The 18634-nt window shown below is 67.4% G+C and carries 18 protein-coding genes; 10 read left to right on the top strand and 8 right to left on the bottom strand.

Annotated elements, in window-relative coordinates; translation table 11 throughout:
* Positions 1 to 38: 38 nt before the first annotated feature.
* The 5 genes from ACH438_RS33460 to ACH438_RS33480 all read right to left on the bottom strand — a co-directional run bounded on the left by ACH438_RS33460 (position 39) and on the right by ACH438_RS33480 (position 6155).
* The gene (locus tag ACH438_RS33460) at positions 39 to 1262 is read right to left on the bottom strand and encodes a lipase family protein (protein WP_397012594.1); all 1224 of its coding nucleotides are present in this window, start codon (positions 1260 to 1262) and stop codon (positions 39 to 41) included.
* A gap of 82 nt (positions 1263 to 1344) precedes the next feature.
* A complete protein-coding gene (locus tag ACH438_RS33465) occupies positions 1345 to 4758 on the bottom strand; it encodes a hypothetical protein (RefSeq protein WP_397012596.1) in 3414 nt (1137 codons plus the stop codon).
* 28 nt (positions 4759 to 4786) lie between these two features.
* On the bottom strand, positions 4787 to 5371 hold the full coding sequence (locus ACH438_RS33470; RefSeq protein WP_397012598.1) for a hypothetical protein: 585 nt from the start codon (positions 5369 to 5371) through the stop codon (positions 4787 to 4789).
* Positions 5361 to 5648, bottom strand: coding sequence for a hypothetical protein (locus tag ACH438_RS33475; RefSeq protein ID WP_397012600.1), 288 nt, complete (start codon positions 5646 to 5648; stop codon positions 5361 to 5363). Before ACH438_RS33475 ends, ACH438_RS33470 begins: the two co-directional genes overlap by 11 nt.
* 3 nt (positions 5649 to 5651) lie before the next feature.
* Positions 5652 to 6155 carry a hypothetical protein gene (locus tag ACH438_RS33480; protein ID WP_397012602.1) on the bottom strand — a complete coding sequence of 168 codons (504 nt, stop codon included), beginning with the start codon at positions 6153 to 6155 and terminating at the stop codon, positions 5652 to 5654.
* Between the two features lie 247 nt (positions 6156 to 6402).
* On the opposite strand from ACH438_RS33480, the gene ACH438_RS33485 reads away from it, so the two are divergent.
* Entirely contained in the window at positions 6403 to 7137 is a 735-nt protein-coding gene (locus ACH438_RS33485) for a DsbA family protein (protein WP_397012604.1), read from the top strand.
* A gap of 110 nt (positions 7138 to 7247) precedes the next feature.
* The gene (locus ACH438_RS33490) at positions 7248 to 7562 is read left to right on the top strand and encodes a LysR family transcriptional regulator (RefSeq protein ID WP_397012606.1); all 315 of its coding nucleotides are present in this window, start codon (positions 7248 to 7250) and stop codon (positions 7560 to 7562) included.
* Between the two features lie 26 nt (positions 7563 to 7588).
* Here the strand turns inward: ACH438_RS33490 and ACH438_RS33495 are convergent, their stop codons facing one another.
* Positions 7589 to 8701 (bottom strand): AraC family transcriptional regulator, encoded by a 1113-nt coding sequence (locus ACH438_RS33495; RefSeq protein ID WP_397012608.1) that lies wholly within the window; start codon positions 8699 to 8701, stop codon positions 7589 to 7591.
* A 299-nt stretch (positions 8702 to 9000) separates the two neighbouring features.
* Between ACH438_RS33495 and ACH438_RS33500 the strand changes: the two genes are divergently transcribed.
* The 3 genes from ACH438_RS33500 (at position 9001) to ACH438_RS33510 (ending at position 13971) form a co-directional block, all read left to right on the top strand.
* On the top strand, positions 9001 to 12807 hold the full coding sequence (locus ACH438_RS33500) for an NACHT and WD repeat domain-containing protein (protein WP_397012610.1): 3807 nt from the start codon (positions 9001 to 9003) through the stop codon (positions 12805 to 12807).
* A 178-nt stretch (positions 12808 to 12985) separates the two neighbouring features.
* Complete coding sequence (locus tag ACH438_RS33505; RefSeq protein WP_397012612.1) at positions 12986 to 13222, top strand: WhiB family transcriptional regulator; 237 nt, start codon at positions 12986 to 12988, stop codon at positions 13220 to 13222.
* The gene (locus ACH438_RS33510) at positions 13219 to 13971 is read left to right on the top strand and encodes an SDR family oxidoreductase (RefSeq protein ID WP_397012614.1); all 753 of its coding nucleotides are present in this window, start codon (positions 13219 to 13221) and stop codon (positions 13969 to 13971) included. The genes ACH438_RS33505 and ACH438_RS33510 overlap by 4 nt, the downstream gene beginning before the upstream one ends.
* On the opposite strand, the gene ACH438_RS33515 is transcribed toward ACH438_RS33510, so the two are convergent.
* Positions 13956 to 14723, bottom strand: a complete 768-nt coding sequence (locus ACH438_RS33515) for a TetR/AcrR family transcriptional regulator (protein ID WP_397012616.1) — start codon at positions 14721 to 14723, stop codon at positions 13956 to 13958. The genes ACH438_RS33510 and ACH438_RS33515 overlap by 16 nt on opposite strands.
* Between ACH438_RS33515 and ACH438_RS33520 the strand changes: the two genes are divergently transcribed.
* From ACH438_RS33520 to ACH438_RS33540, 5 genes are all read left to right on the top strand, one after another.
* The gene (locus ACH438_RS33520; RefSeq protein ID WP_397012618.1) at positions 14680 to 15900 is read left to right on the top strand and encodes a cytochrome P450; all 1221 of its coding nucleotides are present in this window, start codon (positions 14680 to 14682) and stop codon (positions 15898 to 15900) included. The two genes, ACH438_RS33515 and ACH438_RS33520, sit on opposite strands and share 44 nt — an antisense overlap.
* A 19-nt stretch (positions 15901 to 15919) precedes the next feature.
* Positions 15920 to 16111: a ferredoxin gene (locus tag ACH438_RS33525; RefSeq protein WP_397012620.1), complete on the top strand. Its 192-nt coding sequence runs from the start codon at positions 15920 to 15922 to the stop codon at positions 16109 to 16111.
* A gap of 105 nt (positions 16112 to 16216) precedes the next feature.
* A complete protein-coding gene (locus ACH438_RS33530) occupies positions 16217 to 16537 on the top strand; it encodes a hypothetical protein (RefSeq protein WP_397012622.1) in 321 nt (106 codons plus the stop codon).
* Entirely contained in the window at positions 16537 to 17118 is a 582-nt protein-coding gene (locus tag ACH438_RS33535) for a carboxymuconolactone decarboxylase family protein (RefSeq protein ID WP_397012624.1), read from the top strand. The genes ACH438_RS33530 and ACH438_RS33535 overlap by 1 nt, the downstream gene beginning before the upstream one ends.
* Positions 17119 to 17188: 70 nt before the next feature.
* Positions 17189 to 18040, top strand: a complete 852-nt coding sequence (locus ACH438_RS33540; protein WP_397012626.1) for an SMP-30/gluconolactonase/LRE family protein — start codon at positions 17189 to 17191, stop codon at positions 18038 to 18040.
* Here the strand turns inward: ACH438_RS33540 and ACH438_RS33545 are convergent.
* On the bottom strand, positions 18012 to 18620 hold the full coding sequence (locus ACH438_RS33545; RefSeq protein ID WP_397012628.1) for a DUF3159 domain-containing protein: 609 nt from the start codon (positions 18618 to 18620) through the stop codon (positions 18012 to 18014). The genes ACH438_RS33540 and ACH438_RS33545 overlap by 29 nt on opposite strands.
* Positions 18621 to 18634 lie beyond the last annotated feature (14 nt).

Raw genomic sequence — 18634 nt, forward strand, 5'->3', positions numbered from 1 at the left:
AAACCTCTCGAGATTTCTTGCCAGTTCGGATCGAGTTGCTAGGCGTGGTCGAGACGAGCGGCCAGCCATTCCATCGACGGCAGCGCCGCCACGCCGATGGAGGTCGGATGATTCACCACGGGGAACTTCTCGTAGGTGAGGTCCACGCCGCGCCGGCGGTAGTCCGCCGCGAGCGCGTCATTGTCCTGAGGCAGCGCGACCTCGTCATTGGCGCCGACGCCCAGATACAAAGGGGCCCTGGGTGTTCCCAGCTTGCCCGCCACGATCGACGCGACCACCGCGGCCATCTTCGGCTCGTCCAGGGGCCAGATCCGGTTGACGGTCATATCGCGGCCGTCGGCGAAGGCGTAGGTGGCCATGGCCTCCGCATTGCAGACGCTGCCGATCTTGTCGCCGAGGTCCGGATCGGTGAACATGGCCGGCACGTCCAATTCCGGATAGGCGCGGCCCAGCCCGAAGGCCGAGGACACGTCGATGCCGGTGAACAGGCTCTTGTTCATGTGCAGGCCGGAATTCGCCAGGCTCACCGGGATTCCGATGGCGACCACGCCGACCAGGTTCAGTTCCGGCGCGTAGGCCGGCGCCAGCTCGGCGGCGAATTCGGTGCCGCGCGCGCCACCGGAGTAGCCGAACATGCCCACCGGTGTCGTCGGCGACAGACCCGCCGGGGCGAAATTCAGTGCGGCGCGGGCGCCGTCGATCGTATTGCGGCCCTCCACATATGCGGCGGTGAACTGATTGTCCGGGCCCAGATAGTCGGGGACGACCATCGTGTAGCCACGATCCAGCAGAGCGATGAGATCGGGCAGCTCCGACACCATGCCCGTACCCGCCATGAACCCGGCGCCCGCGCGCAGCTGATACGACGGATTGCATCGCGTATCCAGCGCGTCGATCCACGGATCGAAGACCAGCAGTTTGGACAGCTGCGCGCCGCCCTCGGGCCGGATGATCGTCGCGACCGTGGTCCAGGGCTTGCCGTTCGTATCCTGACTCACGTACTTGACCTGCCAGGCAGTCGGATTCGTGCGCGCCGGGATATCACGCAGCGCCACCGGGCGGCTGTCCACGACATCACCCATCTTGTACTGGGTCAACGATGGCGGCTGCGCGTAGAACGGGTCCGCTGCCGGTCCCGGCGGCAGGCCGGGGAGCGCCGGTACCGCATTCGCCACTGCCACAGTGCTTCCCGCGCTCACCACCACCGCGGCCAGCAGTGCCGCGAGCAGTCTCGGCACGGCGCGGGTCTTGATACGAATCATCGGTTTACCTCGGAATATCGGAGAACGAGCCGGGGCCGGCCCACATCGTCGGGTGACCGGCCCCGGTACTGCGATCAGGCGATCACAGTGAGACGGACACCAGTCGATTGGCCGAGCCACGGACCGGACCATCGGTCACACCAGCGCCGACCGTCGGGACCTCGGCCGCGACCGGAGCCGCGGCGGGCATGGGCCGCAACAGGTCCTGCAGTCCGGCGACGATCTCCTCGGTGGTGAGTTCGCCATTGCGCCGGCCGGTGCGCGCCGCGCCGGTCGCCGCCGGGCCGTCCACCTGCTTGGAGACGAACACCAGCGGCCAGGAGAAGGTGAGCGGCAGACCCAGTGCGATCGCGCCGACGAACAGCACGCAGCCGACCACGAACAGGCTGCCCGCCAGACCACCGATCACCAACGGCCCCAAGGTGACCACGGCCAGCACCACCAGCGCCGCCACCGCCGCGATGGCCAGCGCGATGGCCAGCACCGGGGAGAGCAGCACCAGCAGCGCGAGCGCCACGGCCGGGAAGGCGAACACCGCGATCGGGAAGAGCAGCAGGTACGGAATCGACAGCACCGCGGCCAAGGCCACCGCGACCACACCGACGATCGCCACGGCCGCCACCGCGATCACACCCAGCACGAGGGCGAGCGCATTGCCGATCAGGAAGATCGCGGCGGTCACCGCCAGCGCCAGCACCACCGCCGCGGCGATCGCCACGAACAGCACCGCGACAATGGCCAGCGCCAGCGGAATCGACACGATCCACAGCGGCGGGAACAGGCCCGTCACCAGCACCAGGGTCGCCGCGAACGCGAGAACGGCCAGGCCCCAGACGATTCCGAAGCCGATCACCGCCGCTGCCACACCCAGCGCCACCACGCTGGCGGCCACCATCGTGGTCGCGATCATGGCCAGCAGGCCGAGCAGGATCGCACCGAAGATGAGCGGCGAGGCCAGCACGAACAGCGGCGGGGAGAAGACCAGCAGGAACAGCGCGGCCAGCACGAAGCCCACGAAGGCGACCACGGTCAACAGGAATCCGCTCACGAACAGCAGACCCACCGCGATGACCGCCGCCGCCACCGTCAGCAGCATGAAGGCCCCGCCCTCGATGAGCGTCAGGATGGTGGCGCCGATGGTGAGCAGGCCCAGCGTCACCGCGACCACCGCCGCGAACACGATGTCCGCCAGCAGGATGATCGGAATCGCGTAGGGCATCAACACCATCAGGAACAGCGAACCGACCAGCACCGCGGCGGCCAGGCCCGCGATCAGCGTGAGCCCGATGGCGACACACGCGACGGTGGCGATGATGCCCGCGGCCAGACCGCCCAGCATCAGGAACAACCCGAAGGCGATCGGCAGCGCGACCAGGCCCAGGAAGAACAGCGGCGCCAGGAACGGGCCGATGATCGGCAACCCGAGAATCAGCAGTGCGGCGGCGACCGTGCCGAACACCAGCACCAGTGCCGTCACGACCAGACCGCCGATGGCGAGCAGCTTCGCGGCCGAACCGACCAGATAGCCCATGATCACACCGGCGACCGACGCCAGCGCCAGACCCACCAGCGCCAGCAGCAGCAACCAGGTCACCGTGACGCCCGCCGCGATCCCCAGCAGCACCAGGCCCGCGATGAACACCAACGGCAGCGCCACCAGGGCGATCAAACCGACTGCGGCGAAAAGGATTACCGCCGCGACCACCAGCACGGCCAGAATTGGCAAGGCCAGCAGACCGAACGGCGTCAGCAGCGACAACAGGCCGGTGACGACCGCCAGCGCGGCGAACACCAGACCACCGATCAGCAGCACCCCGAAAACGGCTGCGGCAGTGAGCAACAGGCCGATCACGAGGACGGCGAGCGCGCCGGTGAACAGCAGCGGCCCCAGGACCAGCGCCAGCGGCGGCAGCAACGCGGTCAGCACGACCGCCGCGATACCGGCGATGACGAAGGCCAGCGCGGTCAGCACAACTCCGATGACCAGCGCGGCCGCGGCGGCCAGGATGGCGCCGACGCCGACCACCAGGATCGTGGCCAGCAGGCCGGCCAGGATGAACGGCGCCGCGAACTGGAAGAGGAACAGGCCCACCAGAATCACCGGCAGCGCAATGATTCCCACCACCAGCAGCACCGGCGCGAGCACGATGGCGCCCACCACGAGCGCGCCGACCACCGCGGCCACCGCGAGCCCGCCGAGGACGAGCGCGCCGACCACGACGGCGGCCAGCGCCGCCGCCGCGAGACCCAGCACCACAATGCCGATCACCGGCGCGGCCAGTATCGCCACGAAGATCGGAATCGCGAGGAACGGCAGCACCAGCGGCAGCGCGGTGTCGTGCAACTGCGTCGGCATCAAGGCGCGCACCGCCTGCAGCAGCCCGTCACGCACCGGCGAAAGCGCCGCGCCCAGAGCCGAACCCGGATCGGCCACCGCGCTCAGCACCGGGGCCAGGAATCCGGCGAACGGCGCGAGCGAGGCCGCCAGCGTGCCGGAGCGCAGTACCTGTTCCAGCGCACCGAGCAGTGCGTTGGCCGGCAGCGTCCCCTCGGAGACCGCGGTCAGCGTCGGGGCGACTTCCTGCAGGGCCGGAGCGAACTGCATGATGACCGGCCGCACCGCATCGGCCAGCGGACCGGACTGCAACAACGGCGTAAGGTGTTCTGTCAGAACAGTTTTGATATCTGTACCCGCGGCGGCTTCGCGCAGTGCGGGAGCGATGTGTTCGAGCACCGGCGACCAGTCGGCGCCCGCGGCCTGGGTGGCCACCGGCTCGAGCAGTTCACGCAGGGCCTTGGTCGGATCATCGCCGCCCTGCGGGAAATCGAAGACCTGCCGCGCCTGCTGGATCAGGTCGTCGATGACGGTGCCCCGGCTGTCGCGGCGCTGACTGCCCGCCATCTGGGTTGCCTCGGAGACGAAGGCGAGCAGATCCTGTACCGGCTGGCGCAGTGGACCGTCCGGCACTTGCTCGGCCCAGGCGCCGATCTGCTTCAGGTCCAGTCCCGAGGACACGACCTGGCTGACGGTGCCGGCGATCTCCTCCACCGCGGCGGGCGCCCGACCGGTGCCGCCATTGCTGGCGACCCCCTCATTCTCGACTCCGGTCGGTTGCGCCGCCTGGCGGATCAGCGGGCCGTCGTTCCCTGCCGGGCCGCGTACCGCGCCCGCGAATTCGCTGACGGGGTTCGCCAAAGGGCTTCCGTCCGTGATGGATGCGACACCGCTGAGCGCCGACTCCAACTGGGACCGCGCGCCCGGATCGAGATTCGTCCCGACGGCGTTCCCGACCTGAGTGAGCAGCCCACCCTCGGCGGGCGGCGCGGTATCGGCATGGGCCGCGCCGCCGACCCCCAGCGACGCGGTCGCGACCGAAGCGAACGCGGCGGCCGCGTAGAGCCCGCGCCGGTTCCTGATCACCTTCTTCTGATTTCGCACCGAGGCCTTGGTGACTCGCGTTTTCAGACCGGGTATGTAGTCATGGTTCAACTGCACGTGTCGCCTTTCGAGGAAGTAACACTGATCAGTGATGAATTCGACTGGGTGGAACCGTGGTTGTCGGTTCCACCGTCGAGGCGGAGAAGAGATTCGAGCAGGCCAGCGAGAGTCGCTCGACCGAGGTGTTGAATGCCGTCACCGAGTTCTGCAGCTGCGCCGATTGATCGTCTTGCGCGCGGTTGCCCGTGAGCACCGCGCGGAGTCCGTCGAGGGTGTCGCGCAGTCCCGCACCGGAAGCCGAGGCGTTCTCGAATTCGGTGCGAATCAATGACGGTGTGCTCATGGCGGCGGCCGCCGTGCTCAGTCCCCCGCCGATCCGGTCCGCGGCTTGGCGGGCGCTGTCGAGTTGCTGCAGGACCGCGTCGAGATCGTTTCGCTGGGAAGCCGATTGCAGTCCGTTCAGACCGTCGGTGAGCCGGCGGATTTCCGGTTGCAGATTGCTGGTGGCGGTCGCGCCGCCCGAGCAGTTGGCGGAATCCCTTCCCGTGGTGGTTGCCGTCCGGGAGCCCGCGTCGCCCTCGGCGGCGCCACACGCGGTGAGCAGTGCGATCACCATCGCGAGCAGGACCGGGAGGCCGAGCCGGAATCGTGTTCCGGTGCTAGAGAACATGCCCGAGCACCACCAGTGCCGCGTTCTGGATGAGCGGCACGAAGGCCAGATTCGCCGCCACCGCCAACCCCACTCCGGTGGTCAGCATTTTGTGCCGATTCCACCAGCCGATCGGGCCGCGGCGCTCGGTCTTGTTGTGCGCGACGGCCTCCGGACGTTCGGCCACATCCTGCTGTTCGTAACCGAAGGTGACCGATCCGCCGCTGAGCTCGGACATATCGGTGAATGACGGCGATCCGCCAGTGGGGAACTGGCCGGCCTGGTTGGTGCTGTTCATCGGTCAGTCCGCGATGCCTTCCTGCCAGGGCCGCACGAGGTCGTCGTAGACGCTCTGCGTGAAATCGCCCCGGCCCACGAGATCGCTCAGCACCGCGGCGGTCACCGCCTGCGAGACGACCGTGACCGCGCCGAGCGCACCGAGGGACTGCAGGATGCCGCCGATATCCCCGGCGCCGGCGCCGGGCGACATGGCCTGGCCCGCAACCGCGGTCGCGATCTGGGTATTGCGGGCGCGGCCGAACCCCTTGGCCACCTGGGTGGCGATCTGTAGCGGCTGGCCGGTGGTCTGCTGGCCGAAGCCGGCCAGCAGACCGGCGAGGCCGCCGCCATTGGCGGCCACGTTCTGCAGGTTCTTCATCTGGGTTTCCGCGATGCGTCCCGCGGCGGCGTTCAACCGCTCGCGCTCCTCGGCGGTGAGTTGCGCTGCCCGTTCCACGATCGCGACGACGTGCTGCCACTGCGGGCCGTACAGGTACTCCAGGTGCAGGGTTGCCTGTTCATTCATCTGGGTCATCCTTAGTAGCCGTCGGATTGCTGGTGCACGGCCATAGTCGAGTGATGTACCGCAGGCGTCAATGACGATTACCCGGGTCGGAGTTGTAACCCCAGATGAACTTGCACGTACAGACTTTCCGGTCCGGGATTTTCTTACACAGAATTCTCGGGTTAGCACTTGACATCTGGACACGATTGCTTGATAGCTAACTGTTTGCTAACTTGGCGGCACTCGGAAGTCAGGGGAGAAACCAGCCATGCGCAAGACCCGGAAGATCCGTCTCCCCCAAGCGGATCAACTGCAACGCGTCGGCCCCACCGGCCGCCTGTTCGGGGCCGCGGTCCTGACAATGCTGACCGTGGCGATCGTCGCCGGGCTGTTCGTCCAGATCAAGAATCACGAGCGGGCCGCGACCCGGGCCGCCGCCGCGGTCGCGGGCCCCAACACGCTGACCGCCGACGGCATGGTCCGCGTCGGCAGCCCGGACGCCAAGGTCGTGGTCACCATCGTCGAGGACGCACAATGCCCGCTGTGCAAGACATTCCAGTCGGTCACCGGCCCTGCCCTCGACGCACTGGTCGGCCGCAATGCCATCGCGATCGACTACGACCTGGTCGCCATCCGCGATCGCGGCACCACCAACGGTTATTCGAGCCGCGCGGCCAATGCCTCGGCCTGCGTCGCGGAGGCGGACCTGAGCAAATGGTCGGCCTGGCAGCGCGAACTGCTGAATCAGGTTCCCGCCGAAGGCACACCGGGCCCGAGTGATCAGGACCTGATCGCCGGCGCCACCCGCGCCGGCCTCACCGCCACCCCCGCCTTCGCCGAATGTGTGACCTCCCACCGCTACAGCGCCTTCGTGGCCGAGCAGACCAGGAAAGCGGTCGCCGCCAAGCTCACTCACGTCCCGACCGTCCGAATCGGTTCCACCACAGTCACGAACCTGACCCCCGAAGGGCTCGACGCCGCCGTGCGCGCCGCCACGACCTGAGCGATCCGACGAGACGTCCGGGCAGCGCACCCTTTCGGCCAGTAATCCCCTACCCGGTCGGATCGCGGTCGAAATACGCTTCGAGCATGGCATTCAGCGAATCTGTAGCTATGCAATCGCTTCCGCTGCCGACGGCCGCAGAACCGCTCAATCTGTACCGGCTGGCGCAGTTTCTCGAGGTGGCCGAACAGCTGAGCTTCACCCAGGCGGCACGCCGCCTGCACATCACGCAGCAGGCATTGAGCACCTCGATTCGCCGCCTCGAAAGAGAGCTCGGCGTCCTGCTTTTCGAGCGCACCACCCGGCGGGTCTCGCTCACCCGCGCGGGGCGGACCCTGCGCGACGGCTCCCGCACCCTGCTGACGGTGTCGCGGGAGGTGACGGCGCAGACCAAACAGGCCGGCGCCCTGCACCCGGTGCGCTGATCGGTTGTGAGACACCGGTCCGGAGATCAGGACGCCATGCGGTCGGCCGCGGACTTCGCCGCGGCCGCTGCCGATTTCGCCGTGGCCGCTTCCACCGTCGCAGCGCCCCATGGCAATCGGGTCGCGCTGCGGGTGTGGCTGGGCGGTTCACCGTTCCATCGGATGTAGGCCCGCCGGAATTCACGGGCATCGCTGAAGCCGGTCTCCGCCGCGATCTGCGCGATCGTCATCCCGGTCTCCCGGACCAGATACAGCGCGCGCTGCTGGCGGACGCGATCGCGGATGTCACTGAACTTCTCCCCCGCGGCCTGCAGGTGCCGGCGCAGGGTGCGTTCGGTGACGAAGAGCTGTTCGGCCACCTCCGCCATGGTCATCGACCGGCGCAGGTTCTCCCCCAGGATCGATTCGACCGAGGACACGGTGTCGTGCCGGTCCTCGGAATCGCCGCGCAGCCGCTCACAGGCCTCGCGCGCGACCACCAGGCTCGCCTCGCTGTAGGTCGGCAGCTGTCGTTGCAGCAGTGCGGAATCGAAGAGCAGTTCGGTTTCCGCGCAGTCGTATTCGATGGGACATCGGAAGTAGCGGCGATACTCGGCGGCATACGGGGGTTCGGGGTAGCTCAGCCGGATCCGGATCGGATCGAAGTCATCGTTCAGCAGCGAGCGGCCGAAGGCCATCGAGGCGGCCATCGCTTCCTCGCAGAGAAAGCGGACCAGTTCCGGATCGGGCAGCCGTTCGAAGGCCCGCACGCCGGCGTGGTCGCCGTGATCGGTCAATTCGAAGTCCATCAGGCTGCCGGCCAGCCGGTGCAGCTGCATGCCGAGCGTAAGGGCGTCGCCGGCGGTACGGCAGGACCGCATGGCGAATCCGATGATGCCGAATCCCACGACCGCATTGCGGGAACCGACCGCGAGCCCGATGGGCCCCTCGGGCAGGCTGCGCAGGGCGCGACCGAGGATCGCCGTCTCCTGCCGGAACGACAACCGGGCCTCCGGTGCGTCCAGTTGTGCCGGCGAGACGCCGGTGCCCAGGAACCAGGGCTCGGGGTCCACGCCGCGCTCGGCGGCGACGTCGCACAGGCGGACCAGGATGGTCGGCGGGATGTTCGCTGCGCTGAACTCGGGATCGATGATGTCCATTCTCGGACGACTCCTCACATTCCTTCCGAACAGCGTCGATCCTTTCCTGAAGAGCGGTCGGCTACCAAGTTCGGATCGGCGAAATTGCGCGTTTATGCAGGCAGATCGTTTATGTCAATAATCCGGGGCGGCATTGGTTAACAAGAGGTTTACAGGAATCCGTTTGACATCCACGCGGGCGTCAGGATGAGTTCGCTAGAAGTTTGCTGACCGAGGCGAGCTGCTACGTTCGATGCGGCCGCGATGCCCGAGGCGGCGTGTTCGGAACCGGATCGTCGGAAGTTTTCAGGAGTCTGCAGGTGGTACCAGGTGCGCGTGAGCGCTTTGCCGAATGGCTGACCGCGCTCTTCGAGCTCGCCGGTGCGCCCGTCATCAAATCGGTTGTCCGCCGCGCGAACTCTCAGGGCGTGCCGGGCGCGCCCACGGTCACCGGGCAGCGGTTCAGCGATTGGCGGCGCGGCAATACGCTGCCCGCCAGCTTCGAGGCCGTGCTGCCGGTGCTCACCGTGCTGATCGAGGATGCCAAGGCCCGGCCGCAGTCCGCGGACGGCGATCGGCAACTGCTCGACCTCGAGCGCTGGCTGGCGCTGTGGCAGCAGGCGAAGAACGGTCCGAGTGCCGCGGCCCTGCGCGTCCGCGAGCCGGGACATCCGCCATATCGCGGGCTGTCCCCGTATCGCGCCGAGGATGCGGACCTGTTCTTCGGGCGCGACAGCACCCGCGCGGCCATCGACGCGGCGATCACCGCGGTGGAAGCCGACCGTGACCGGCCCCGGCTCGTGCTGGTCGTCGGTGTCTCGGGCGCGGGCAAGTCGTCCTTGCTGGCCGCCGGCCTACAGGCGCATGCCCAGGTGCGGACGCCGGTGCTGATCAGCCCGGGGACACGGCCGGACGCGGCCCTGCGCGCCGCGATCGAGCAGGCCGGCGACGCCGATGACCTGCTGTTGCTGATCGATCAGGGCGAGGAACTGTTCACCCTCGGCGAGAACGGCACTGCCCGGCGGGTTTTCCTCGACGAACTGCGGAAGATCACCGCGCCCGAAGCCGATCGGCGGATCACCGTCGTGATGGCGTTGCGTTCGGACTTCTTCAACGATGTCATCGAGGAACCGCTGCTGGCCGCCGCGATGAAGGACTCCTCGGTCATCGTGAGCGCGATGACCGAGCCCGAACTGCGCGAGGCCATCATCGGCCCGGCCCAGGCCTGCGGGCTCAAGGTCGAGCCCGCGCTGATCGATGTGGTGCTGCGCGATCTGGATACCGCCACCTCCGACGACGGCCGGGCGGCACTGCTGCCGCTGTTGTCGCATGTGCTGGATGCGACCTGGTCGCGGCGCCGGGGCCGCACCCTCACCCTGGAGGCATATCGGGCGGCGGGCGAGATGGCCGGTTCCGTCGCGGCCACGGCCGAACGGGCCTGGGGCGAGCTGACTTCCGAGCAGCGGCATTTCGCGCGCTCGATCCTGATGACGCTGACCGTGATCGGCCCGCGGTCGGTGACGCGAAATCGGGTGCCGCACAGCGCGCTCATCGGCGAATCCACCGATCCTCGCCTCGCCGAACAGGTCGTCAACCGCCTGGTCGATGCGCGGCTGGTGGTCGTGGACGGCGACGAGATCGAGCTGCTGCACGAGGCGGTGCCGCGGGTCTGGCCGCGGATGGCCGAATGGGTGAGCGAGGAAAAGGAATTCGGGCCGGCCCGGCATCGCATCGAGGAGGATGCGCGGAACTGGTCCGGCGAGGGCCGCCCGGCCACCCTGCTCTACGACGCGAAACGCCTGGAGACCGTCGATGTGGTGACCGGTACCGGCGGCTCGATCAACCGCATCGCCCAGGAGTTCGTGGCGGAATCGATTCGCCACCAGCGGGGTCAGTCGTCGCGGCGGCGGATCCTGTGGTCGGCGGCGGCGATGCTGGGCGTGGTCGCGTTGCTCGCTGCCGCGCTGGCGGTCGTGCAGTATCGCGCGATCCAGCACGAGCGGACCGATGCCGAGGTCGCGGCGCTGATCCACGAGTCGCAGCGGATCCAGAACTTCGATCCGGCCGAATCGGCGCGAATGGCGCTGGCGGCGTATCGAACCCGGCCCGACAATCTGGAGGCGCGGGCGCGGCTGTTGTCCACGCAGGCGTATCCGGGCATCAGTACCTCACTCGAGCGGCATGCGGGGCGGGTCAACGGGCTCGCGTACGACAAGGCTGGTCGGTTGCTGGCCAGTGCGGGTGATGATGGCGTGGTTCGGCTCTGGACGCTCGCCGGTGGGGATCGGCCGACCGCGCTCGGTGACGGCCTGCGCGGTAACAAGCGCGGGGTGACCGCGGTCGCGTTCGCGCCGGGTGGCGGTGTGCTGGCGGCCGCCGGTTATGACAAGACGCTGCGGTTCTGGGATGTCCGCGATCCGAAACAGCCCCGGGCGCTGGGTGTTCTGGAGCTCGGTGCGCCGGTGTTGACGATGACCTACGCACCGGACGGTCGCTCGATCGTGGTGGGTTGTGAGAGCGGGCAATTGACCCTGGTGGATGTCACCGATCCGGCGGCGTCGCGCATCCGCGCGCAGGTTCCCGCACACGCCGATGCGATCAATGCGCTGGCAACGAGTGTCGACGGGACCCTGCTGGCCAGCAGCAGTGACGATCACACCGTCCGGCTCTGGAGTCTCGGCGATGATCTGCGTCCGCTCGGTCAACCGGTGATCGCGACCGATGCCGTGAAATCCCTGGCACTGGGCCCGGATGATCGGCTCGCGGTGGGCACCGCGAACGGGTCGGTGCAGATGTGGTCGCTCGCCGATCGGGCCGCGCCACGGGAATTCGGGTTGCCGCGCACCCTGCACGGCGCCGCGGTCAATGCGCTGATGTTCGTCTCGAACGATCTGATGGCCTCCGCGGGTGACGATGGCAAGGTCTGTCTCTGGCAGCAGACGTCCTCCGGTTTCCAGCCGTTCGGGCGGCCGGTGGGCGGTAACCGCGGGGCGATCTCGAGCCTGCTGCCGGTCGATGACGGCCGCTTGGTCACCGCGGGTGAGGACGGCCGGGTCCGGGTGTGGACTCGTCCCCCGGCCAATGTCGCGGTGGTCTCGCCGGCGCCGTTCACGTCGGTGGAGCTCGACAGGAGCGGTTCCCGATTGGTGACCGGTGGCGCGGACGGCCTCTTCCAAGTGTGGGCGGTCGGCCCCGACGACGTGTCGATGACCGCCGAAGCCCGCACCGAGGTGCAGCCGTATCACGGTGTGCGGGTGCAGATTCGGCCCGACGGTAAGGCGCTGACCACCACCGATTCCGAGGGCGGCGGTGTGCAGTTGTGGAACTTGGCCGATCCGGCCCGGCCGGTTCCGTTCGGTGCTCCGCTGCCGACGCGCACCCGAAATTTCACCTCCGCCGCGTTCACTCCGGACGGCCGGGTGCTCGTCACCGGTGACGACGATTTCTCGATCCGGCTCTGGGATGTCGGTGATCCGGCGGCCGCGCGCCCGCTGGGAACCGCGTCCGCGGAGACCACCCGATCGTTCCGATCCTTGGCGGTATCGCCCGATGGCAAGCTGGCCGCGACCGGTTCCGGTGACGCCACCATCTATCTCTGGAATATCAGTGACCGCAGCAAACCGGTGCTGCAGGCGCGGCTCACCGGGCATCGGGGTGCGGTCTCGTCCCTCGTTTTCGCCGCCGACGGCCGGCACCTGTTCAGCGCGGCCAACGACGAGACCATTCGCACCTGGGATCTCGGCACGGCGACCGCGGCGGGACCGCCGAGAGAGACTGTCGTGCATACCCCTTCGGTCACGGATATGGCCCTCGATCGGTCCGGTCGCCGGCTGGTGTCGGCGGGCGTGGATCAGTCGATCCGGCTCTGGGACGTGGGCAATTCGGTGCAGCCCGAGCCGCTGGGCCCGTCGATCTCCATCGATCTGGGTGCGCGCTGGTTCGTGCAGTTCGACGGCACGGACGAGAACCGGGTACTGGGCATTTCGGACTTGGCATCCGAACGCTGGACCACCGATCCGGCGGCGGTGGCCGCACAGCTCTGCCGGTCCACACAGGACGAACCGGACAGCGGAAACCCGGCCGACGCAACCGAGTTCGGTGCACTCACCGGCCTGTGCCCCGATTGATCACAACAATCCATAGGGATTGCTGAATCATTGCTGACGATGTACCTTCGTCGCAATCCACTAGTTCTGACACATAACTACCGAAAGCGAAGTTATGAACAGGCAAGCGACCGAAGTGCAATCATGCCCCGCATCGAAGGAACTTCGACCGGAGCCATCGAAGGAACTCCGGCCCGAGTTGTGGCACCGTCAAGCAGTCTGCGCCCAAACCGATCCCGAGGCTTTCTTCCCCAGCAAAGGCGAATCCTCCACCGTCGCCAAACGAATCTGCCTCTCCTGCAAGGTCCGCACGGAGTGCCTCGAATTCGCCCTGAACAACGACCAGCGCTTCGGCGTCTGGGGCGGCATGACCGCCCGCGAACGCCGCCGCTTCGGCGACCGGGCCAGACCGCAGATCGAAAAGACCGCCCCATGACCGGATCCCTGGCAGGCAAATCGGCGATCATCGCCGCGGGCGCCAAGAACCTGGGCGGCCTGATCAGCACCTCACTCGCAGCTGAGGGCGCAAATGTGCTGGTGCACTACAACAGTACGAGCACCGAGGACGAGGCCAACCGCACCGTCATGGCCGCCCGCGGGCACGGCGTGCAAGCCCTGAAATTCCAAGCCGACCTGACCGTCCCCTCGAACGTGGAGCTCCTGTTCGAAACCGCCCTGGACGTATTCGGATCCATCGACATAGCCGTCAATACCGTCGGCAAGGTCCTGCGCAAACCGATCGTGGAAACCACCGAAGCCGAATACGATTCGATGTTCGACATCAATGCCAAGGCCGCCTATTTCTTCCTCAAGGAAGCCGGTAAACGCCTCGAAGACGGCGGCAGAATAGTAACGATCGTCACGTCGCTGCTGGCCGCCTTCACCGACGGCTACTCCACCTACGCAGGCTCCAAAAGCCCCGTGGAACACTTCACCCGCGCGGCGGCGAAAGAGTTTGCTGCCCGCGGAATCTCGGTCAACAATGTGGCCCCCGGCCCCATGGACACCCCGTTCTTCTATCCGCAGGAAACCCCGGACCGCGCCCAGTTCCACGCCTCCCAGGCCATGGGCAACCGCCTCACCCGCATCCAGGACATCGCACCCCTGGTCCAATTCCTGGTCACCGACGGCGGCTGGATCACCGGCCAGACCCTGTTCGCCAACGGCGGCTACACCACTCGCTGAACCAGCGGCAGGTACACGTCGTCGACGATCTCGAGGATGATCGCGTCGTCGATCGGGGCGCCGAAGAGCAGGAACTGGTTTCGGAGCAGGTCGGTGGCGACGGTGGCGCGGCGGGAGGTCAGGATCGCGGGCTCGACGTCGCCGCGGGTCACGGCGCGCTCGAGGATGGTGTCGATCGCGGCGGGGCCGATGTGCACGCGTTCGCGCACGAGGCGGGCGAATTCGGGGTCGCGGGCCGTTTCGGCGATCAGGCCGCGGATGATGCCGCCCAGTGGGGTGGCCATTTTCGCGGAGAGCTGGCGCAGCAGCGCGATGACATCGGTGCGCAGGGAGCCGGTGTCGGGGATGTCGACATCGGAGACGCCGTTCAATTTGCATGCGTCCATGACCAATTCGGCGCGGCCGGGCCAGCGCCGGTAGAGCACGGCCTTGCTGGTGCGCGCTCGGATGGCGACGCGTTCCATGGTGAGTGCGGAGTAACCCCCGTCGGCAAGTTCTTCCAGCGTCGCCGTCAGGATCGCTTGCTCGAGTTGCTCGCCGCGCCGGCGCGGGCCTTTGCGGTGGTCAACTGTCGCGTCGACGGATTGCTCGACGTTCAGTGGCAGCGTGACTCCTGGAAGCGCTTCGAGAGAACGTTGCGTTCTCTGGGTAAGGAGTTTTAGTCTGGGAATAGAGTACCGATAGTATCTTATGATCTTGAGGGAACCAATGACCGAGACTGTTTCGACGCTGCATTCCGAACTCTCCCCCACTTTCCCCAGCGACCGGACCTGCCCATATCAGCTCCCCGAGCAGTACTCCCGGCTCCGCGCGGCGCACGGCGCGCTGCAGAAAGTAACGCTCTACGACGGCCGCACGGCCTGGGTGGTCACCAAGCACGAAACCGCCCGCGCCCTGCTCGCCGATCCGCGCATGTCCTCCGACCGCGCCCATCCCGACTTCCCCGCCACCTCACCGAGATTCGTGAGTTTCCGGGACCGGCGACCGGCCTTCATCGGCCTCGACCCGCCCGAACACGGCCCCAAACGGCGAATGATGATCAGCGAGTTCACCGTTCGCCGCGTCAAGAGCCTGCGGCCGGAGATCGAGCGGATCGTGGACGGCTTCATCGACGATATGCTCGCCGCCGGCCCGCCCGCGGATCTGGTGCGCCAGTTCGCATTACCCATTCCGTCCATGGTGATCTGCCGGCTGCTCGGCGTGCCGTACGAGGATCACGAGCTCTTCCAGGACGCGAGCCGGCGACTACTACAGTCGACGACCGCCGAAGACGCGATCGCCGCCCGCGAACACCTCGACCACTATCTCGACGGACTGATCACCCGATTGCAGGCCGAGCCCCGCCCGGGCCTGCTGACCAGCCTGATCGACGACCAGCTGGCCAATGGCGAAATCGACCGCGAGGAACTGGTTTCCTCCGCCATCCTGCTACTCGTCGCCGGCCACGAGACGACCGCCTCCATGACCTCGCTGTCGGTCATCACGCTGCTCGAACATCCCGATCAGCACGCCGCCCTGCGCGCCGACCCGGCACTCATCCCCGGCGCCGTGGAGGAACTGCTGCGCTATCTCTCCATCGCCGACATCGCCGGGGGCCGATTCGCCAAGGCCGACATCGAAATCGAAGGCCAGCTGATCAAAGCGGGCGAGGGCGTGATCATTTCCAACTCCATCTCCAACCGCGACGCCACGGTGTTCGACGAGCCCGACACCTTCGACGTCCACCGCTCGGCACGCCACCACATAGCCTTCGGCTACGGCGTCCACCAATGCCTGGGCCAGAACCTGGCCCGCCTGGAGCTGGAAATCATCCTCACGTCCCTCCTGGCCCGCGTCCCGACGCTGCGCCTGGCCGTCCCGGTAGCGAAACTGAAACTCCGCCCCGGACATACGATTCAGGGCGTCAACGAGCTACCGGTCACCTGGTAACCACCCGAAAGGACCCGTCATGCGGGTAACCGCCGACCGCAATATCTGCATAGGCGCCGGCCTCTGCGCCCTGACCGCGCCCGCCGTCTTCGATCAGGACGACGACGGCCTGGTCGAACTCCTCAACCCGGTCCCCGGTGAGGACGACCGGCCTGCCGTCCGGGAGGCAGCCAATATCTGTCCGTCCGGAGCCGTCACTTTCACCGACTAATGTCGAACACGAGGCCGAAGCCTTCCGGCTATCCGGGAGGCTTCGGCCTCTCACGTCTATCGTGGTACCGAGCGTTGAGACCCGGACAGAAGGGTGGAGGCCGCTGTGTCCTATGTAGACGAGAAACAAGTAGCGCATCAGGCTCTGGTGGATCACATTCTGACCGGGCAGGGGAAGGCGTCGGCCGAGTTGCGCGCCAACGCCTTCGGCAATACCAATGTCCCGCTGCCGCTTCGGACGCTGGTCGAGAAGGTGGTTGCGGAGCCGGCGGAAGTCACCGACGCGGACTTCGCCGCGGCCAAACGGGCGGCCTTCACCGAGGACGAGATCTTCGAGGTCGTGGTGGCCGCCGCGGTGGGGCGATCCGACCGGATGTACGCGGCGGGGTTGGCGGCCCTGGCCGAGGCGGCCGGGGAGGCCGGATAATGCGACTCGAGATTCTCAACAGCGGGTACGGTGCCGCGACCAAAGCCCTCTTCACGGTGATCCGCGTGGTCTCCAGGCAACCGCTGCCCGACGCCGCCAAACTCGTCTTCTATCGCCCCGACTTCTACGGCGCACGCGCGAAGAAGTTCACGCACGAGGCGATGCGCGGCCCCTCGGCCTGGTCGGTGGCCGATCGAGAGTTGATGGCGGCCTACGTATCCAAGGTCAACGACTCCCCGTTCTGCATCGGCGCGCATACCGCGACCGCGGGACAGGCCTACCAGGACAGCGCGAAGGTCGCCGCCGTGCTGGCGGATCTGGATTCGGCTCCGATCGAGGACGGCCTGCGCGCAACCCTGCGGATGCTCGGCAAACTCACCCGGGAGGGCACGGTCACCGCCGGCGACATGCGAGAAGTGTTGTCCGCGGGCATAACTCGCCGACAGATCGAGGACGCGCTGGCCGTCTGCACCGCGTTCGACACCACCAACCGCCTCGCCGACGCCTTCGGTTTCGAACTGCTCACCCCCGAGGGCTACGCGTCCGGGGCGAAGATCCTGCTCAAGCGCGGTTATCGCTGACTGTCGGAATGGCGAGATCTCGTTCGTATAGCTGATGAAGAAGTAGACAGCCGCACGAATGGAGATGGTCATGGCCGAGCCGAAGGTATTGCTGGACGGGCTGGGGATTCCCGAGTCGCCGCGCTGGCACGAGGATCGCTTGTGGTTCTGCAATTGGATCGCGCGCGAGGTCGTCGCCGTCGATATGGACGGCAAGGCCGAAGTGATGGCCGTCCGCGAGCCCGACAGCCATCCGATGGGTTACTCCATCGACTGGCTGCCCGACGGCCGGCTGCTGGTGACCGGTGACAAACTGCGGCGCCAGGAGGCGGACGGGGAGCTGGTCGTGCATGCCGACCAGCATGCCAACGAGATCGTGGTGGACGCGCACGGCAATATCTATCTCAACGGCGCGGACTTCGATTTCGCCGCCGGTGCGCCGCCCGAGCCCGGCTACATCAAGCTCCTCACCCCCGATGGCCGGTTGCGAGAGGTAGCCGGCGATATCGCGTTTCCCAATGGCATGGTCATCACGCCCGACAACGCGACGCTGATCATCTCCGAATCCTTCGCGGGCAGTCTCACCGCCTTCGATATCGACACCGACGGCGGCCTGTCCAACCGGCGGGTGTTCGCCGAGGGGCTAGGCCCGGACGGCATCTGCCTCGATGCCGAAGGCGCGGTGTGGGTTTCGACCGGCGGGAATTCGGTGGTGCGGGTGGCGGCGGGCGGTGAGATCCTGCAGCGGGTCGAATTGGCCGAGAACCGTGCGCCTTTCGCGCTGATGCTGGGTGGTCCGGATCGCTCGACGCTGTTCATCCTGACCGCCGAATGGCGTCAATCCGACAGCGTCACCGACAATCTGACCCGGATCAATACCGGCCCGCGGACCGGCGAGATCCTCGCACTGCCCGTCACTGTCCCTGGGGCTGGGCGGCCGTAATCCGGCGCCAGGAGATCAGCGCGAGCGCGAACAGCATGGGCAGGCCGAGCACGAAGTGCGCAATCCCCAGCGCGACAACCTGATTCGCGAGATACAGCGGGATGCCGACCACCAGGTGCAAGGACCACAGCCCGAGCCAGTATCCGGTCAAGGTCCGGTGCACGGCGACGTCGCCGGGAAGATCCATCCGCCGCGCGACGAACGCCGTGGCCGGACGGCCGCGCAGCAGCGAGCCCGCGAACACCAGGACGAGCGCGGTATTGAGCGCCAGCCAGGACAGGAAGAAGTTGCGCCCCTCCCCGGTCCCGAGGACGAGTCCGGCCTGCAGCAGTACGCCACAGAACGACAGGGTGATCAGCCGCAACGGCTGCCCGGATGCCGCCCGCACCACGACCAGCACCGATGCGAGGAGCAGCGCGACGACCACCCCGCCCATCGCGCCGAGGGTCAGGTATCCGAGCAGGAACCCGGCATTGGGGACCACGGCGTCGACCACATGCCGTCGCCCGAAGACCGCGCGCACCGGATCGGCGGGGGCGGCGGTCTGGGGCAAAAGATTTGCTTCGGGAGCGGGGGTCATGTCTTCACGCTAAT

The sequence above is a fragment of the Nocardia sp. NPDC020380 genome, from assembly GCF_044386975.1.
In the GTDB taxonomy this organism is placed as follows: Bacteria; Actinomycetota; Actinomycetes; order Mycobacteriales; family Mycobacteriaceae; genus Nocardia.

Coding starts and splice junctions, on each gene's coding strand:
- ACH438_RS33460 (WP_397012594.1), bottom strand. CDS start 1,262: ATGATTCGTATCAAGACCCGCGCCGTGCCGAGACTGCTCGCGGCACTG.
- ACH438_RS33470 (WP_397012598.1), bottom strand. CDS start 5,371: ATGTTCTCTAGCACCGGAACACGATTCCGGCTCGGCCTCCCGGTCCTG.
- ACH438_RS33475 (WP_397012600.1), bottom strand. CDS start 5,648: ATGAACAGCACCAACCAGGCCGGCCAGTTCCCCACTGGCGGATCGCCG.
- ACH438_RS33480 (WP_397012602.1), bottom strand. CDS start 6,155: ATGAATGAACAGGCAACCCTGCACCTGGAGTACCTGTACGGCCCGCAG.
- ACH438_RS33485 (WP_397012604.1), top strand. CDS start 6,403: ATGCGCAAGACCCGGAAGATCCGTCTCCCCCAAGCGGATCAACTGCAA.
- ACH438_RS33490 (WP_397012606.1), top strand. CDS start 7,248: ATGCAATCGCTTCCGCTGCCGACGGCCGCAGAACCGCTCAATCTGTAC.
- ACH438_RS33495 (WP_397012608.1), bottom strand. CDS start 8,701: ATGGACATCATCGATCCCGAGTTCAGCGCAGCGAACATCCCGCCGACC.
- ACH438_RS33510 (WP_397012614.1), top strand. CDS start 13,219: ATGACCGGATCCCTGGCAGGCAAATCGGCGATCATCGCCGCGGGCGCC.
- ACH438_RS33520 (WP_397012618.1), top strand. CDS start 14,680: ATGACCGAGACTGTTTCGACGCTGCATTCCGAACTCTCCCCCACTTTC.
- ACH438_RS33525 (WP_397012620.1), top strand. CDS start 15,920: ATGCGGGTAACCGCCGACCGCAATATCTGCATAGGCGCCGGCCTCTGC.
- ACH438_RS33535 (WP_397012624.1), top strand. CDS start 16,537: ATGCGACTCGAGATTCTCAACAGCGGGTACGGTGCCGCGACCAAAGCC.
- ACH438_RS33540 (WP_397012626.1), top strand. CDS start 17,189: ATGGCCGAGCCGAAGGTATTGCTGGACGGGCTGGGGATTCCCGAGTCG.
- ACH438_RS33545 (WP_397012628.1), bottom strand. CDS start 18,620: ATGACCCCCGCTCCCGAAGCAAATCTTTTGCCCCAGACCGCCGCCCCC.